This window comes from Cytobacillus spartinae, from assembly GCF_042865285.1.
Classification (GTDB): Bacteria; Bacillota; Bacilli; order Bacillales; family Cytobacillaceae; genus Robertmurraya_A; species Robertmurraya_A spartinae.
This window is the reverse complement of the sequence record NZ_JBIACK010000002.1, coordinates 235,008-252,068: the sequence shown is the minus strand read 5'-3', so window position 1 is coordinate 252,068 and position 17,061 is coordinate 235,008. Positions and strand designations below refer to the sequence as shown.

The following is a 17,061-nucleotide window of genomic DNA, read 5'->3' as shown; positions in this document are numbered from 1 at the left end:
GTTGCAAATCACTTGATCCAAATAGACAGTTCAACTCATATTTCTAACATGCTTCTTAATTCTTTCAAGTAGTTTCGACTCACAGGCAGTTTTTCTAAACTATTTTCAATTTCAAGCTGGTAGGTCCCACTAAACCATGGAGTAAGTTTAGTTACATAATCTAGATTCACCAAATAGCTTTTGTGGATTCTAAAGAAGGGAAAATGAGCTAGTCTTGCCTCTAAATCTTTAAGTGGTAATTTCACCTCATAAACTTTCTCAACAGTAATGATCTTTGAAACCTTTTCTTCTCTGTAAATATATTTAATATTTTTAGGTTCTATATAGAGGATTTCCCCTTCTCCTTCAACGGCCAATTTCCCGATTGGCTTTGTTTTTTTACGGTCAACTTTTGATGATAGAAGCTTCTCTATTCTTGTGACCGTTTGACTTAGCCGGTCCTCATCAAAAGGTTTTAGCAAATAGTCAATTGCTTCGTATCGAAATGCTTCAGCAGCGAATTGTGGATAGGCAGTTGCAAAAACAATGATGGGAACATTTTTCAACTCTAAGAGTGACTTGGCAACCTCCATTCCATTTAATTTTGGCATTTCGACATCAAGAAAGACTACATCTGGCTGAAGCTGAATGACTTTCATGATTGCACCTTCACCGGAATCCGCTTCCCCGACTACTTGAACATTAGGAAATTCTCCTAATAAATGCTTTAATTCAACTCGACTATAATGCTCATCATCAACCACTAAAACACGCATTTTGTCCATTTATTTATCCTCCAACTGGGGAATTTTGAAGGTGATTTTTGTTCCGATATCCACCTGACTTTCAATGTTTAACATTGCTTCACGGCCATACATCATCGTTAACCTTCTATTGACATTATACAATCCTATTCCTGTTCCCTTCTCAGACTCGACACGGTCTACTCCTAATTGCTCTATTTTCTCTTTATTCATTCCTTGACCATTATCTTCAACCATGACGAGAGTATTTACATCTGTCTTTCTCACAGTAATTTTAACCACACAATCAGTCTCTTTATTATGGATTCCATGTTTTATAGCATTCTCGACTATGGGCTGGAGAGTAAGAGGTGGAATTTTCTCTATTAAAGCACTTTCATCAATTTCATATTCAACCTTTAACTTATCCACAAAGCGCGTCTCTTCAATTGCTAAATAGGCTTGTACATGTTTTAACTCTTGTTCTAGCGTGATGGTTTGTACAGTTGTGCCTGCTAAGTTTTGGCGCAAAAAGTGTGAGAGTGAGATTAATAACTTTCTTGCCTTCATAGGATCAATTCGAATTAGAGAAACGATTGTATTTAAAGTATTAAAAAGAAAGTGAGGGCTAATTTGTGCCTGTAATGCCGAAATTTCTGCTTCCTTCGCTAGTTGATACGATCTTTCCGCCTCTGCAATCTCCAATTGATTACTTAACAGTACGCTTAGGCCAGATACTAGTTCAACAATCACATTCGTCATTTTCTTTTCTGAATCAAAATAAAACTTTAAGGTACCCACTGTCTTGCCTCTTAGTTTTAAAGGGGCAATTATTGCTGCTCCTAGTGGACAGTCTTGTATCTGACAGTGAATCGTTTGATCCCTAACAATCAATAATTCACCATATTGAATAACATCTCGTGTTACGTTTGTCTGAATAGGCAAATTAGGACGATGATGGTCATCTCCAACGCCAACATGTGCTAAAATTTCCGTTTCGTTTGTCATAGCTACAGCGCTTGTTTCAATTTCACGATGCAGTATTTTACAAACTTCTTTGGCAGAATGATGGTCTATACCTTTTCGTAAATATACTAAAGTCTGGTCCGCTATGCGGAGTGTCTTCTGTGCTTGAAGTGCACCAGCTTTCTCTTCCTCATTCACAACTGTCTTTAAAATTAATAAGAATAGTGCACATCCAACACCATTGGCAACAATCATTGGAACTCCAATGATCTCAACAAGTGCAAACGCCTTCTCAAATGGCTTGGCCATTAGTAAAATAACCATCATTTGAATGGTTTCTGCGAGAGCTCCAATTAAAAATGCAACTGGTAGCTTAGGGTGCTTTTTTTCTCTATAAAAAGCTCCTGCAATCGCACCAGCAATTACAGCAGCAATTCCACAAGCAACTGCTGTAAACCCACCTAATGTTAATCGATGTATTCCAGCTATTAGTCCTGCACCAATCCCGACTTTATAGCCACCTAGCAATCCCGCTAAAACAACCCCTATAACCCTCGAGTTAGCAATTGCCTCGTCACTTGTAAGTTCAACTGCCCACCGATTAAATTCAAGAGTTTCCGTACTTAATGCTAACCCGGTATATGTCCCAATAATCCCGAAGAAACCAAAAAATAGAATAGCATTGTACTGTTGCTTGGTAGAAAGCTTTTCCTTATAAATCATATCTCGGAAAAACTTGAACCTAGTTAAAATTAAAGCGATGGTAACGATAATCCCAAGCCGCTCAAACATGGTAATTAAGAGCTCAAACACATGAAAGACCCCTTTTTCAATTTTAAGTATGTATTTACTCAATGAATTGAGATTCTAGTGTTGTAAAAATTTTAGCACAAAGCATGAGGAATATCACAGTTTACAATTTAAAGAGAAGAGTTTTCGGTATCCTTTTCTAAGCGCTTTAGCTTCTGTTAGAAAAAATAATAAAGGACCAACCATAAATTTGATTGATCCTTTACAAACTTATTAAGAAAGAATACTTTCCATTTCACTTAGCTTTTGTTCGAACACTTTACAAGCTTCTTCAATAGGAGTAGAACTCGTCATATCGACTCCAGCTTTTTTCAGTACTTCAATTGGATAGTCAGAGCTTCCTGACTTCAAGAACTCGATATAACGGTCTACTGCTGGTTGACCTTCTTCTAAAATTTGCTTACTAAGAGCCGTTGCAGCACTAAACCCTGTTGCATATTGGTACACATAGTAATTGTAATAGAAGTGAGGAATTCTTGACCACTCTAAGCCAATTTCTTCGTCAATGACGATGTCCTCTTCTCCAAAATACTTCTTATTCAAATCGTAATATTCTTTCGTAAATAAATCAGCGGTTAATGCTTCGTTATTTTGTGCTTTCTGATGAATTAGATGTTCGTATTCAGCAAACATTGTTTGACGGAACACAGTGCCTCTAAAGCCCTCTAAGTAATGATTTAACAGGTACAGACGCTTTTGTTCATCATCAATCGTCTTTAATAAATAATCATTGAGTAGTGCTTCATTACAAGTAGAAGCAACTTCAGCTACGAAAATAGAATAGCTACCATATGGGTATGGCTGAGTTCTGCGTGTGTAGTAACTGTGAACCGAGTGCCCAAACTCATGAGCTAGTGTAAATAAGTTATTTACATTATCTTGCCAGTTCATTAATATATATGGGTTTGTTCCGTAAGCACCAGATGAATATGCACCACTTCGCTTGCCTTTATTTTCATGAACATCTACCCAACGGTTTGCAAAACCTTCTTTCAATACATTTTGATAATCTTCTCCCAACGGAGCAAGACCTTTTAGAATAAGATCCTTAGCTTCATCATATGGGATTTCCATTTTTACATCCTTCACAAGAGGTGTATATAGATCATAGATATGAAGCTTATCGACACCCAGTACTTTTTTACGAAGCTTTACATACCTGTGCAACAGATGAAGGTTGTCATTAATCGTGTTGACTAGGTTTTCGTAGACACTTTCCGGTATATTATTAGCTGCTAGAGCTGCGTGGCGTGCTGAATCATATTTTCTTATTCTTGCATTGAAATTATCTTTTTTTACTGTTCCACTTAATGTGCTTGCAAACGTATTTTTGTACTTACCATACGTATCATAAACTGCTTTAAATGCATCTTGACGGACTCTTTGATCAGAACTTTCTAGGAAACGAATGTAACGGCCGTGAGTGACTTCAACCTCTTCGCCATTTTCATCCTTTATACTAGGGAACTCTAAATCAGCATTATTTAACATTCCAAATGTATTACTTGACGCATTCATTACTTCAGACGCCTGAGCAAGCAAACCTTCCGCCTCTGCAGAAAGTACATGTGGACGCTGTAAATTGATTTCCTCTAATGCATGCTCATATAGTTTTAACTCTTCTTTTTCATTCAAGAAGCCCTTTACTTTATCTTCATCAATAGACAAAACTTCTGGTACGATGTAAGCTAAGCTACTCGCAACCTGTGAGTATAAATTCTTAATACGGTCATCGAACCCTTGATAAAAAGAATTTGTTGTATCTTGGTCATAGCGCATATGAGCGTATGTATATAGTCTTCCAATTCGCTCTAGGACTTGATCCTGATATTGAAGTGCAGTGTATAGTGTCTCAGCACTTTCTCCTAATTTCCCTTGAAATTGGCTAGCTTCAGGAATTAGCTCTTTAACAGCTTGATATTCTTTTTCCCAAGCTTGATCCGTTGGAAATATATCTTCTAATCTCCATGTATCTTCCATCTTAATTTCACTTCTAGAGGGAAGTTTTTTTACAGCTGTTTCATTGGTCATGTAGCGTTCCTCCTTGAAAAAATTATTTCGAATTTCGAAAAAAGCCTTTTCCTATTTGAGTATTCTATCAATGTAGCCTAATTCCTTCTTTCTACACAAATAAATTCATGTAGAAAAAAGTCTGCCTACATAGTTTATGTTTATTCCTATATTTCATATATCAGTAATTTTTTTCAAGAATTTTTTAGGATGTATTTAGCTTAAATTATGGTAGTTGTATGATCCTTGATCCTTCAGCGTATCTTTTCTTCTTCAGCATATAAATGGAAAATACCTTCTTAATATCCTAATTTCTAAAGATTAGGTAAAATAGATAGAGACTTAATAAAAAATGAGGATGAGTGAAGATGAATATTAAGGAACTTCCATTTGAGCACGTTACAGTAAAAGCACTTGACATATTTAACGGATATGAGATTAGCTTTGTTATAGAAAATCAAACCTTTCACTTCTTGATTGGGAAATCAGAAGAGCTATTACCATTAAATATTAAGCATTATTTTAAAAACCAGGAGCATTGTAATATTTGTCAAAAGATGATATTCCCTACCCCCTTCGGACAACAACCTTGCCTCCCATTACAGAAAGATATGAAAGATCTGTTGAGTCATTTACGTAAGACCTATGTTGTACTAACCTAATACGACAAGTCTATGAGTTGTCATTGATTTCGATAGAATTCTTCCTCTATTTTTATGGCATCAAGTACATTTTTAGAGGAGGTAATAGCACTTACAAGGATAAAATGATTGTTGTCTAACTGTCTTATTATGTTCCATTTAGATAATAAAATTAGATAATCTTTTAATAGAAAAGGTAGTGTATTCTCCTTGATTAGGGGTAACCTTCTTACTCTTACTTCGTTCTTATTAATCCTTTTTAACAGAGATAGATATACATGTTGAAAATTAATTACTTCCCCCACTTCTAAGGAAACGAGATTATCAATGATTAAGTATGTTTGCCAAATAAACGGTGGGGTTTCTATAGCGATATGATTTTTTAATGGAAAGCCAATATAGGGTGGTAAAAGTTGAGGGGATAAGGAGCGATGGTAAAGTTCTAACAAGAATGGATTAGAAAAAGCCCTACTATTTGTAATAAGCGATGTCTTATATCGCTGAATTGCTGAAAGCCAGTCCACATAATTACACCTAGTGATTATAGGAGGGTTTAGTAAATCCTCTAGGTTCATCTTTGTTATGGGTGTTATCGAAAAAGCAGAAGTTGCATGTCTTATCGAAAAGGGATAGAGATTATTGAGGATAATCAACTGATTACTGTTTGGACAAAATGCGGGGATAAACCAATTCTGATTAGCGTTTTTTCTTAAAAATAGATAGTCAAAGCTACTAAGAGTGGCCCTATGATTATTCGAGCGCTTAATATTTTTGCCTCCCAATATCCAAATGGGGATTAGAGAATTCTTCAAATAGTTGGTCGTTCTCTTTATAAATAGTTCTTCTGGAATGGGAGAACATTGAAATTCTATACAATAGGTTTTCTTATTGTAGACAAATGAAATATCAGCTCTTTGTCTAATATGACTGAAATATGGTTCTAATTCCGGAGACAGTCCTTTATTCTTCAACCATTCAAATAAACGCAACTTTCCTAAAAGATGGTATTCAGTTTCTCTTTCATAATAATCCGTACAATCAGCACCTTTTTCATGAGCAAAATGTGCAACTTTTTTGGGACCAGCTTTTAATATGACTTTATTAGAGCATTGCGGACAATAAAATAACCTTCCTCTCAAAGGCAGTAAAGACTGTTTGTTAACAATAATGTCTCCTAAACTAATTGTCTGTCCATTATCCGTTTTTGCAGTTAGCATACATTCTCTCCTTTCTTTTTTCTATTGTGATAGCCTCAAATATGAATTCGATATAACAGCATATTTTTCCTTTGTTCATAAAAAATAAGCTTGGCTATATACCAAGCTCACAGTAGTGGTGATAGTAATCGAGAAGTGGATTCAAGCAATCTTAATCCAATATTCCTCTTCTTAAACTCCGACAAATCAATGAGTTTTGAATCTTTTAGGTCCTTTAAAAATTCTCTAGAGAGATCTTCAATACTTGATGTCTTGTATAGAAAGGCATTCACTTCAAAATTTAGATGAAAACTCCGCATGTCCATATTCGAAGTTCCAATAGAAGCTAACTCATCATCTACGACAATATACTTACTATGCATGAAACCTTTTTCGTACTCATAAATCTTTACCCCTGCTTCCAACAACTCTGGAAAATAAGAACGGGAAGCGTAAAAGACAATTCGCTTATCAGGCTTGTTTGGTACTAATATTCGAACATCTATCCCACTCAGTGCTGCAATCTTAATCGCTGAAAATATATCTTCATCAGGAATAAAGTAAGGAGATGCTATCCAGACGGATTTGTTAGCGGATGTGATCATGGAGAAAAAAATATTCTTAATAACACTCCACTCATTATCTGGTCCTCCAGCAATAAGTTGGACACCACCACCAGAAGAATCATTTTCTTTTAGAGGTGGAGACAAATATTTAGGGTTTAGAAAGCTTTGATTGGTCATGTAATACCAATCCTGCAAGAAAATTAATTGAAGAGTCCTTACCGCCTCACCTTGTACTAACAAGTGGGTATCCCGCCAAAATCCAATCGCTTTATTCTTTCCAAGGTACTCATCTCCAATATTCAAACCGCCAACGAATCCTACCGCACCATCTATAACAATAATTTTCCTATGATTTCTGAAGTTGATTTTATTGTTAAGCATCGGTACCCTAACTGGCCCAAATGGAACGATTCCAATCCCAGCATTTCGCATCTCTACGATATACCTTCTTGATAAATTCCATGAACCTACTGCATCGTAGAGGAACCGAACTTCCACACCTTCTTTTGCCTTTTGAATTAACACTTCCTTAATTTCCTGTCCAATCTCATCATTTCGAACAATATAGTATTCTAGATGAATGTGGTGAGTTGCACCTCTCAGTGCTTCCAAAATATGATGAAACGTTTCCTCCCCATTCGTTAACACCTTCGTCTCTGTTCCAAATGAGATTGGACTATTACTAATTTTATGGGCTAAATTAAATAGTCTCCTCTGGTCTTCTCCTAACCGCTCGAGCTTTTCAGTTATTGGAGGTCCCGAATCTCCTTCAAATTTCGTAAAAGCTTGTTTATCAAGAAAATACTTCTTCCTGAACATTTTCTCTTTTTTAAAGTTTTTTCCGAAAAGTAAATAAAAAATAAATCCTGCAAGAGGAAAACTTCCAAGCACAATAATCCAAGTTAACGTTTGAGTTGGATGGCGATTTTCTAAGAAAATAACAAACCCAATAAAAATGACAGAAAGGGTTGTAATAATACTTATGTAACTAAGTAAACCACCTTCTAAATAATCACTGAATAGATAATATAAAATAGTTAAACCGCCTAAAAACAGAGCCACTCTAACTGTATTTTTCATCCCGAACACCTCCAGCGAAACACCAGTTAGTTTGCTTAAAGATATTAAAAATACCGATTTCATTCCTGAAATCGGTATTTTTTAGTTAAAGTGTTTTCTTAATTCTTCAAAGACATTCTCTGCAATAATCAGTTTTCCATATTCTTCAACACGATAAATGGTCACTTGAGCTTCAATTCCGTATTCAAGTAGCAGACTTAGACTGTTATCAATCTCATCTTCTTCAAATTCATCTTCTGGAAATTCAACATGCAGATAATACTTGTTCTCAAAACTGAAAAGTTTTGTTTGTAGCGTATCTAATATATTTCGTTTAGCAAGAGAAATTAAATCCTCAAAGTCTTTAAATGTGATTAGAAATTCTAATGAATCTTCATATGAGTCGTCCTCACCTGATTTAGGTTGAAAGTGCTGATCAAGAAGATCTTCAATTCTCTCATCAACAGGTAAATCCTTAAACTTATCCTCAGGAATCGGTAATTCGAATTTTTGCCCATCTTTTGTTAATTGAGCTTTAGTAACGAGAACTTCTAGTCCTTTGTCTAAGGCTTGGACTTGAATCCAGAGAGGTCCTTCGATCATGAACTCTTCTTCTTGGTGGACTTCATCCATCATCTCCCAGAAAAGTTCCTCACTTCTTTCGCGATTATACCAAATCTCTTCGCGGTCGAAGCCCCTTTCTTCTATATCACCATATGAAATGTAAAACTTAACTGTATTATCATTAATTCTTTCAATCTCCATCCAGTAACCTCTCCCTTCTTGCATTTTTGGAAGGGAATCAATACCCCCATGCAGAAAACGTGTTACCCTTTACCCATCATTTCTATGGTTAATCATATAAATTATGCGGTAAATTGTATTCTTACCTTGTACTTTCATTTTATGATAAAAATAGAATAAAGGGAAACAAAATGTTGCACTTTTCAAAAAACCATTGAATGCCTATATGAATAATAAATATCCAGTAATGTCACTTGTAAAACAGTTAAGTCGACATGAAATTCACTTAAATCATAACCTACACTTTTCATTATACCCCTTTTTTTATGGAGCCTCGCGGGAGATGCTCATATTATTTCGCCAGTCAATACAAGATTCGACTACCACAAAATCTGTTTAAAAAGAGTATTTGTTGTATCTTAACAGAAAATTGACCGACACTCAATTTTTATTAATCGGATCATCATAGGAATGTGGAAATAATAAAAGGACCCTCGAATATACGAAGGTCCTTCATGCTTAGTTTACAAGGCGCTGTGCTTCACGAAGCTGAAATGTACGAACCTTTCTTGGAAGGAAACGTCGAATTTCATCTTCATTATAACCTACCTGTAGGCGCTTCTCATCAATGATAATCGGACGACGAAGCAAACCAGGGTTATCTTTAATAAGCTCAAACAAATCTTGAAGAGGCATTGTTTCTAAATTCACATTTAGCTTTTGGAACGTTTTTGATCTTGTAGAGATAATTTCATCTGTTCCATCCTCTGTCATGCGAAGAATTTCTTTAATTTCATCAATAGATAACGACTCAGAAAAAATATTTCTTTCCGTATAAGGAATTTCATGTTCTTCAAGCCAAGCCTTCGCTTTTCGGCAGGATGTACAACTAGGTGAAGTGTATAATGTAACCATTTAAAAATTCACACTCCTTTAATATAGAAAATCTAACATTTATATTTTATTTAGAGATTTAAGCATGCGCATTAATTCTTAACTGAGTACCTCTCCTAATTAAAATTACTTTAAATAAGTAATTTATATTATTTATTATACAATACTCTATTGTAAAAAGGTATTGTTTTTTTAGAAAGAAATTAACTTTTATAATTGTTATACAACACTTAAACAATATTAATGTCTCTACTATATTAGACGAAAAAGAACGAGAAAAGTTTCATTTATTTTAATAGTTTTTAAAATAATCCTTTATATTTTATACACTTCGAATGAATCATGAAGATTATGTAGGTCAGAATTACAAATCTTTAATTTCTTTTTAATTACCCCAATATATTGACCCTAAACATATATTTACGTAATTTTTTCATTCTCAATTAATTAATGAAAATGAAAACGCAGTCATCCTGTATATGACTGCGCTTTCAAAATAAACACGATTACAAATCCCTTAATAAATTTTCTGTATCTCTATCTTCTTCAAACGTTAATACTTCTTCGACAGGTTGATAAGACTGTCCATAAAAATGTTTATCTTTATACGTGTGAATCATTTCGTATGTTTTTTTCATCGCCTCGAAAACAACCTCTTCACTTTCCTGATTAGGAGCCCAGTACAATATTTCCATTGTATTAATTTCTTTAGTGGCTAAAGATCTTCTCTGATATCCAATGGACTGTGCATGTTCAAATCCTTCTCGCTTATAAAAACGCAGTCTCTTCTCGGTATCTGTATCGTCATAATCGACAGGCTCAACCTCTAATATGATTGGTTTTTGCTTTCTTTTCAGTTTTTCGATTAACTTATGACCTAGTCCTTGACCACGAGCATCCTTAGATACGAATAAATAATCAATAAAAACAAAATTATCAAGTTCTGCATACATAAGAACATGTAGAGGGCCCTCATCCTTATGGTAAATATTAGAACGCTCCTTTAAAAGTGTTTCCATGTGCTCTCTAGACTTCATCTCTTCAATTGGAAAATACTGATTTAGTTTTTCATACCAGTGCATACTTCTACTCCTTTAATATCTATTTCCATCCTGATAAGCTCCCAGCTTTCTCTATCCTACCCACACGATTAATCAATAGGATGTGTAAGTACGATTCGTTAAACTAACTATTCAAAGAACCGGTTTTTTCTTCTGAAACAGTAGTTTTAAACGGTATAGGAACAGAAATCACTCATTATCGGAAGTATTTGTAGATTTTCCCCTTTCAATACGAATAAAGTTCTTTTACAATAAGGATAGGGGATTACTTCATATTACTCACAGAGCATTCTTGTGAAAAAGAAAGATGGAGGTTTATCATGGTTGGATACATAATGGATTTAACAATAGTTGCTGTACTTGTAATTGGGCTTACAGCGGTTTTAGGTGTTCTAACAAATGGAATCGGAGAAAAATTCTTTGGCGGTAAACGTAAATCCGAATTCGTGGATCGATCAGAAAGTTTCCAGACCGGATGGAAAAGTGTGGGCGGCAACAAGAAATAACATCAATTTCTTTACCCATATACTATGATACCTTATATCAGATATATGTGCTACAATAAGCCACTTTTATAGGAGATACACCATAATGGAAAAAACCGAAGAACTATCTGTTCTTCGGTTTTTACTTTATTATTCAACTTAATGTAAGGGGTTAATTTACGCAGCAGACACCACTTACCTTTAATACTTTAAATCAACTAAGGAGTATAATCCACATTTGTAGTGTAACGATTGCCAGCATTCCATAGTAGGTACTCGTTTATCCCATGGTCATTCAACGCTTTTATTTGGGCTTCTACTTCTTCTTTTCCGTAAACCTTATAATTTCCCTTGCCAAGCCAAGATGCTGTAAAGTCCTGTATCCACGGTCTCGATACAGGTGGGTTTTGTAGTTGGCTCAACTTCTTCTTTTCTACCTTAACGTATTCCGATACAAGTTTGTAAGGCTCTATATCAGGTTTAGGTATTCCAAAATAGGATGTCCAGTGACTTGGATAAATCATTGAAGAAATGACATCTACATGCTCAGATATTTTTGAGAAGTTTTGTCCTATTCCAGGTGCCTCTGGAAGTGTAGCTGTATAACCAAATATGTCGACAGATACCTGAACCCCATACGGTTCCAGTTTTTGTTTTGCGTATGCGACAAAATCTGTTACAGCCTGAACACGTTTTTGAACATTATCCATATCCATATCTTTATAATCGCCCATTGAGTATGTTAATATTGTGTCTCTCGTTTCAAACCCTTCTGGAAAGCGTACATAATCAAATTGAATTTCTTGAAATCCCATTTTTGCTGCTTCAATAGCAATCCCAATATTATAATCCCAAACATCCTTTAAGAATGGATTAACAAAGGACTCCTCTCTACCGTTCTTCCAAACGGTATTTCCTTCTTTAAAAGATAGCTCTGGTTTAGCTTTAGATAGCACAGAGTCCTTAAACACAACTACTCTGGCAATCGGATAAATTTCCTTTTCTTCCAAGACCCTCAACAGCTTTTGCGGATCTTTTATATAACGCTTTCCAATTTGCTTATATGGAGAGTCAGCTTCCGGTTCATAGGTAAGATTTCCCCAATCATCCTTGACGTCTATAACCATTGCATTTAAATCCGTCGTGTCAATTAATTGTGTTAAATTATTTAACCTTTCTCCCCCAGCAGAGTGACCAGTTACATAAATTCCTCTAACTGCATCTGGATATGTAAAGTGAAAGCCAGAATCAAAAACAAACCTCTTCATTTCTTTTGGGATCACTTTCACCAACGAGATATGCTCTCTAAATGGTTGCTTTGATGCAAAACCAGAAAAATCATCATTAGCTTGAATACTAATAGGTAGTGTAAAAAAGAGAATAATAAATAAAACGACATATTTAACTTTTCTCAAAATAAACTCTCCCTTCTTTTGTCTATCTAAGAAGAACAAAGGAACTACGCAATAAATGTCGATTTCTGTAACACTATCTATATTCTACCCTTAATGATTATCTGAAATCTATGTTTCTATAAAAATAAAAAAATTAGAAATATCTTCTTTAATAGGATATGAGACATGTTATTATACAATTATTAAAAATTATCTAATTATTGAAAATTTACAATGGAATTCTTCCTTAAGTTATTGTATGATAATAATGAGCAATTTACGTTAACGTACAACAGTAGTAAAGATATATTTCTACATTCGAAACATTTGATCGTTTACTTCTTTAGGTCTAACACAATACTAGATATTATTTTTCAATTTTCGATAAACAATATCTAAATCTAATTGGACCCAAATAAAAAAAACGATCCCATTTAGAGATCGTTTTTTATTATTTACTCTGAGATTTTAGCTGTTCAAATTCTTTTTCTGAGCAAAGAACAAAGTGACCAGGTTTTACTTCACGTAATTCGACCACATCGTTCTCATCATAATTGTGCATTGCTGGATCGTACGTTTTACGTCTGCGGCTGCGCTCGGAAATAGGATCTGGAAGTGGGATGGCAGATAGTAGTGATTGTGTGTAAGGGTGTAATGGATTTGAGTACAATTCTTCAGCTGTAGTGAGCTCAACTAATTTACCAAAGTACATAACACCTATACGGTCACTAATATATTTAACCATCGATAGATCATGGGCAATAAACAAATACGTTAACCCTTTTTCACGCTGAAGTTTTTTCATTAAATTTACAACTTGAGCTTGAATGGAAACGTCTAAAGCCGAAATTGGTTCGTCAGCAATAATGAAATCTGGATCAACAGCTAGCGCACGAGCAATACCGATACGTTGTCTTTGACCACCAGAGAATTCATGTGGATAACGGTTAGCATGTTCTTTGTTTAATCCAACCGTTTCCAAAAGCTCGTGAACTCTTTTCATACGTTCTTCCTTCGTCTTAGCTAACCCATGAATGTCAATACCTTCTGCGATAACATCAGCGACTTTCATTCTTGGGTTCAATGAAGCATAAGGATCTTGGAATATCATTTGCATTTTACGATTAAATTTCTTTAAATCTGCTTTTGATTTTTTACCGTGGACGTTTTCGCCATCGTATATTACTTCACCATCGGTAGCATCATACAGGCGAATAATCGTTCTACCAGTTGTAGATTTACCACAGCCAGATTCACCAACTAGACCTAATGTTTCACCTTCGTAGATGTCGAAGGAAACGCCGTCAATTGCTCTAACTTCATTGGGTTTACCCATATTAAAATACTGTTTTAAGTTTTTAATTTCAACAAGCTTTTTTCTATTTTCCATTTAAACGAGTCCCTCCTTTTAGGTTTATTTAACTCCTGGATACTGTTCCATTCTTTTTAATACAGCTGCTGGTGGTTCAACCTTTGGTGCATCTGGATGTAACAACCAAGTTGCTGCATAATGAGTATCCGATACTTTAAACATAGGAGGCTCTTGTTCTAAATCAATCTTCATTGCAAATTGATTTCGCGGTGCGAAAGCATCACCTTTTGGTGGGTTTAAAAGATCAGGTGGTGAACCAGGAATTGCATATAATTCTGATTTACCTGTATCAAGATCTGGCATTGAACTAATTAGTCCCCACGTATAAGGATGTTTAGGGTTGTAGAAAATCTCATCAACAGTACCAATTTCTACAATTTTACCACCATACATTACAGCAACACGGTCAGCAACATTCGCAACAACACCTAAATCATGCGTAATGAAAATAATGGACGTATCAATCTTTTGTTGTAAATCTTTCATAAGCTCTAAGATTTGAGCTTGAATGGTTACATCAAGTGCAGTTGTTGGTTCATCTGCAATCAAGACTCTTGGATTACAAGCAAGAGCTATCGCAATAACAACCCTTTGTCTCATACCACCTGAGAATTGGTGTGGATACTGTTTGAAACGATCTTCAGGCTTTGGAATTCCTACAAGACGTAATAATTCTATTGCTCTTTCTTTAGCTTCAGATTTACTCATATTTTGATGTTTAATAATAGGTTCCATGATTTGTTTACCAACAATCATCGTAGGATTCAGTGATGTCATTGGATCCTGGAAAATCATAGAAATATCTTTACCACGAATTTTCTGCATTTGCTTATCAGTTAATTTCGCTAGATCTTTACCATCAAATAAGATTTGTCCGCTTTTGATTTCTGAGTTGCTTTCAGGAAGTAGTCGCATGATTGATTTGGTCGTTACAGATTTACCAGAGCCAGACTCACCAACGATGGCTAATGTTTCACCTTTGTATAAATCAAAATTCACGCCACGAATAGCCTTTACTTCACCACCAAAGGTGTGGAATGAAATATTTAAATCTTTAACTTCTAACATTTTTTCCATTGATCAATCACCTGCCTTAGTCTCTCATTTTAGGGTCTAATGCGTCACGTAATCCGTCAGCAATCATATTAAATGCAACCATGATAACACTGATTACTACAGCTGGGATAAACATTTGATGTGGGAATGCATGCATTGATTTGAACCCTTCATCAATTAACGTTCCTAACGAAGCTAATGGGTCTTGTAAACCTAAACCGATGAAACTTAAGAAAGCCTCAAAGAAAATAGCATTAGGAATCGTAAACATTGTGTTAATGATAATAACACCAACTAGGTTTGGTAGAAGATGTTTAAAGATAATTTTTGCATCACTTGCTCCTAAGGTTTTAGAAGCTAAAACAAATTCTTGATTCTTTAATTTCAGTACTTGTGCACGTACAACACGGGCCATACCAACCCAACCGGTAATCGTTAAAGCAACTGTTATTGATATAATACCAGGTTTTAACACTAGAATCATAAGAATAACTATAACTAGATTTGGAATACCGGTAATAATCTCAATTACACGTTGAAGAATGTTATCAATTCTACCACCGAAATAACCTGAAATAGCACCAAATGCAACACCAATAATCATATCGATAAATGCTGCTAAAAAGGCAATATATAGAGAGATTTGAGTACCTTTCCATACACGAGAGAACTGGTCACGTCCTAAATTGTCTGTACCGAACCAATAATACTCTTCAATTCCTTTTTGCTCATAAGGATTAACGATGTCACCATTCTTAAGCTTTCTTGTCCCATCAAAAGGTAACCAAGAAATATTTTCTAAGGCTTCAACACGTGGAGGAAGATTCGCGTGCTTCGTATTTTGTTTATCGTATTCATATTTGCTTAAGCCTGGTCCAATTAATGCTATGACGATAAGAAACGCTATCACAACTAAACTAACTATAGCTGCTTTATTCTTTTTAACTCTCAGCCATGCATCTTGCCAATAATTAAGACTTGGCTTTGAAATTTCTTCACTTTTAGAGGCATCAATAATCGCGGGCTCGAATTGTTCTTTGTTGATTTTGTCATTCTGTTTCATTAATTCTTACCTCCCGCTAAACGAATTCGTGGATCAATTAATCCGTAGAGAATGTCCACTACTAAAATAACAACTATAAATAAGAATGAGAAAAGTAAAGTTGTTCCCATAATAATTTGATAATCGTTAACCATTACTGCTTTAACGAACTGTTCTCCTAAACCAGGGATACCGAAAATCTTCTCAATAACTAGAGAACCAGTCATAAGACCTACTGCAAGAGGACCTAAAACTGTGATTACAGGAATTAAAGCATTTCTCATCGCATGCTTAAAGGCAATTTCAAAGTAACTAGCACCCTTAGCCTTAGCTAAAGTAATGTAGTCAGAGCTTAATACCTCAATCATTTCAGTTCTCATGAAACGAGCTGTGATCGCAATTGTAAACATAGATAAAGCAATAGTAGGCAGAATAGTATATTCGAAGCCCTTCCAGAATGCTGGTGGAAGCCAACCAAGTTTAACTGCAATATAATACTGTAGTAGTCCAGCAAATACAAAGTTAGGAATGGATTTACCTATAACTGCTACAAATGTTGCACTATAGTCAACCCATGTGTTCTGCCTTAGAGCACCTACTATTCCGAGTAATGTTCCAACAATAGTACCAAAAATTAACGCTTGAAGTCCTAATTGTGCAGAAGGACCGATACGTTGCATTAACAAGTCAGTAACCTCAGCATTACTAAATTGGAATGATGTACCTAGGTCACCTTGAACCAGGTTTGTCATATATTTAACATATTGAACTGGTACTGGCTTATCCAAATCATACTTTTCAAGCATGACTTCTAGCTGAGCAGGGGATAATTTTGCTTGGTTCTTAAATGGTGTACCAGGAATTAGTTTCATTAAAAAGAATGTTAATGAAGCGATAATAAATAACGTTATTATCATATAAAATACACGCTGAGCTATATATTTTACCATTCTCGCACCTCCTATGGAATATTAGAAAATATTGAATTTTCCCCATCTTTCGACAATTCTCAAACAGGGAAAAAGAGAGTATATTTGAGACAA

At 35.1% G+C, this 17,061-nt stretch carries 15 protein-coding genes; 2 read left to right on the top strand and 13 right to left on the bottom strand.

The window, feature by feature from the left end; genetic code table 11:
- Positions 1–35: 35 nt before the first annotated feature.
- The 3 genes from ACFYKX_RS07195 to pepF all read right to left on the bottom strand — a co-directional run bounded on the left by ACFYKX_RS07195 (position 36) and on the right by pepF (position 4,529).
- Entirely contained in the window at positions 36–764 is a 729-nt protein-coding gene (locus ACFYKX_RS07195) for a LytR/AlgR family response regulator transcription factor (RefSeq protein ID WP_389359516.1), read from the bottom strand.
- Positions 765–2,501 carry a LytS/YhcK type 5TM receptor domain-containing protein gene (locus tag ACFYKX_RS07190; protein ID WP_389359514.1) on the bottom strand — a complete coding sequence of 579 codons (1,737 nt, stop codon included), beginning with the start codon at positions 2,499–2,501 and terminating at the stop codon, positions 765–767.
- A gap of 210 nt (positions 2,502–2,711) precedes the next feature.
- Positions 2,712–4,529 carry an oligoendopeptidase F gene (pepF, locus tag ACFYKX_RS07185; protein WP_389359512.1) on the bottom strand — a complete coding sequence of 606 codons (1,818 nt, stop codon included), beginning with the start codon at positions 4,527–4,529 and terminating at the stop codon, positions 2,712–2,714.
- Positions 4,530–4,876: 347 nt separating this feature from the next.
- On the opposite strand from pepF, the gene ACFYKX_RS07180 reads away from it, so the two are divergent.
- Positions 4,877–5,170, top strand: a complete 294-nt coding sequence (locus ACFYKX_RS07180; RefSeq protein ID WP_389359510.1) for a hypothetical protein — start codon at positions 4,877–4,879, stop codon at positions 5,168–5,170.
- Positions 5,171–5,190: 20 nt separating this feature from the next.
- On the opposite strand, the gene ACFYKX_RS07175 is transcribed toward ACFYKX_RS07180, so the two are convergent.
- The 5 genes from ACFYKX_RS07175 to ACFYKX_RS07155 form a co-directional block, all read right to left on the bottom strand.
- Positions 5,191–6,366 carry a competence protein CoiA gene (locus ACFYKX_RS07175; protein WP_389359508.1) on the bottom strand — a complete coding sequence of 392 codons (1,176 nt, stop codon included), beginning with the start codon at positions 6,364–6,366 and terminating at the stop codon, positions 5,191–5,193.
- Between the two features lie 107 nt (positions 6,367–6,473).
- Complete coding sequence (cls, locus tag ACFYKX_RS07170) at positions 6,474–7,991, bottom strand: cardiolipin synthase (protein WP_389359506.1); 1,518 nt, start codon at positions 7,989–7,991, stop codon at positions 6,474–6,476.
- A gap of 81 nt (positions 7,992–8,072) precedes the next feature.
- Positions 8,073–8,735 carry an adaptor protein MecA gene (gene mecA / locus ACFYKX_RS07165; RefSeq protein ID WP_389359504.1) on the bottom strand — a complete coding sequence of 221 codons (663 nt, stop codon included), beginning with the start codon at positions 8,733–8,735 and terminating at the stop codon, positions 8,073–8,075.
- A gap of 498 nt (positions 8,736–9,233) precedes the next feature.
- The gene (gene spxA, locus ACFYKX_RS07160; protein WP_389359502.1) at positions 9,234–9,629 is read right to left on the bottom strand and encodes a transcriptional regulator SpxA; all 396 of its coding nucleotides are present in this window, start codon (positions 9,627–9,629) and stop codon (positions 9,234–9,236) included.
- 485 nt (positions 9,630–10,114) lie between these two features.
- The gene (locus ACFYKX_RS07155; RefSeq protein WP_389359501.1) at positions 10,115–10,690 is read right to left on the bottom strand and encodes a GNAT family N-acetyltransferase; all 576 of its coding nucleotides are present in this window, start codon (positions 10,688–10,690) and stop codon (positions 10,115–10,117) included.
- Between the two features lie 299 nt (positions 10,691–10,989).
- Between ACFYKX_RS07155 and ACFYKX_RS07150 the strand changes: the two genes are divergently transcribed.
- Positions 10,990–11,175 (top strand): hypothetical protein, encoded by a 186-nt coding sequence (locus ACFYKX_RS07150; protein ID WP_389359499.1) that lies wholly within the window; start codon positions 10,990–10,992, stop codon positions 11,173–11,175.
- A 197-nt stretch (positions 11,176–11,372) separates the two neighbouring features.
- On the opposite strand, the gene ACFYKX_RS07145 is transcribed toward ACFYKX_RS07150, so the two are convergent.
- From ACFYKX_RS07145 to opp3b, 5 genes are all read right to left on the bottom strand, one after another.
- On the bottom strand, positions 11,373–12,569 hold the full coding sequence (locus ACFYKX_RS07145) for a putative glycoside hydrolase (protein ID WP_389359497.1): 1,197 nt from the start codon (positions 12,567–12,569) through the stop codon (positions 11,373–11,375).
- 430 nt (positions 12,570–12,999) lie between these two features.
- Complete coding sequence (locus ACFYKX_RS07140; RefSeq protein WP_389359495.1) at positions 13,000–13,938, bottom strand: ABC transporter ATP-binding protein; 939 nt, start codon at positions 13,936–13,938, stop codon at positions 13,000–13,002.
- 24 nt (positions 13,939–13,962) lie between these two features.
- Positions 13,963–14,997: an ABC transporter ATP-binding protein gene (locus ACFYKX_RS07135; protein ID WP_389359493.1), complete on the bottom strand. Its 1,035-nt coding sequence runs from the start codon at positions 14,995–14,997 to the stop codon at positions 13,963–13,965.
- Between the two features lie 16 nt (positions 14,998–15,013).
- The gene (gene opp3C, locus ACFYKX_RS07130) at positions 15,014–16,039 is read right to left on the bottom strand and encodes an oligopeptide ABC transporter permease (protein WP_389359491.1); all 1,026 of its coding nucleotides are present in this window, start codon (positions 16,037–16,039) and stop codon (positions 15,014–15,016) included.
- Positions 16,039–16,968 (bottom strand): oligopeptide ABC transporter permease, encoded by a 930-nt coding sequence (gene opp3b / locus ACFYKX_RS07125; protein WP_389359489.1) that lies wholly within the window; start codon positions 16,966–16,968, stop codon positions 16,039–16,041. The genes opp3C and opp3b overlap by 1 nt, the downstream gene beginning before the upstream one ends.
- Positions 16,969–17,061: the final 93 nt, after the last annotated feature.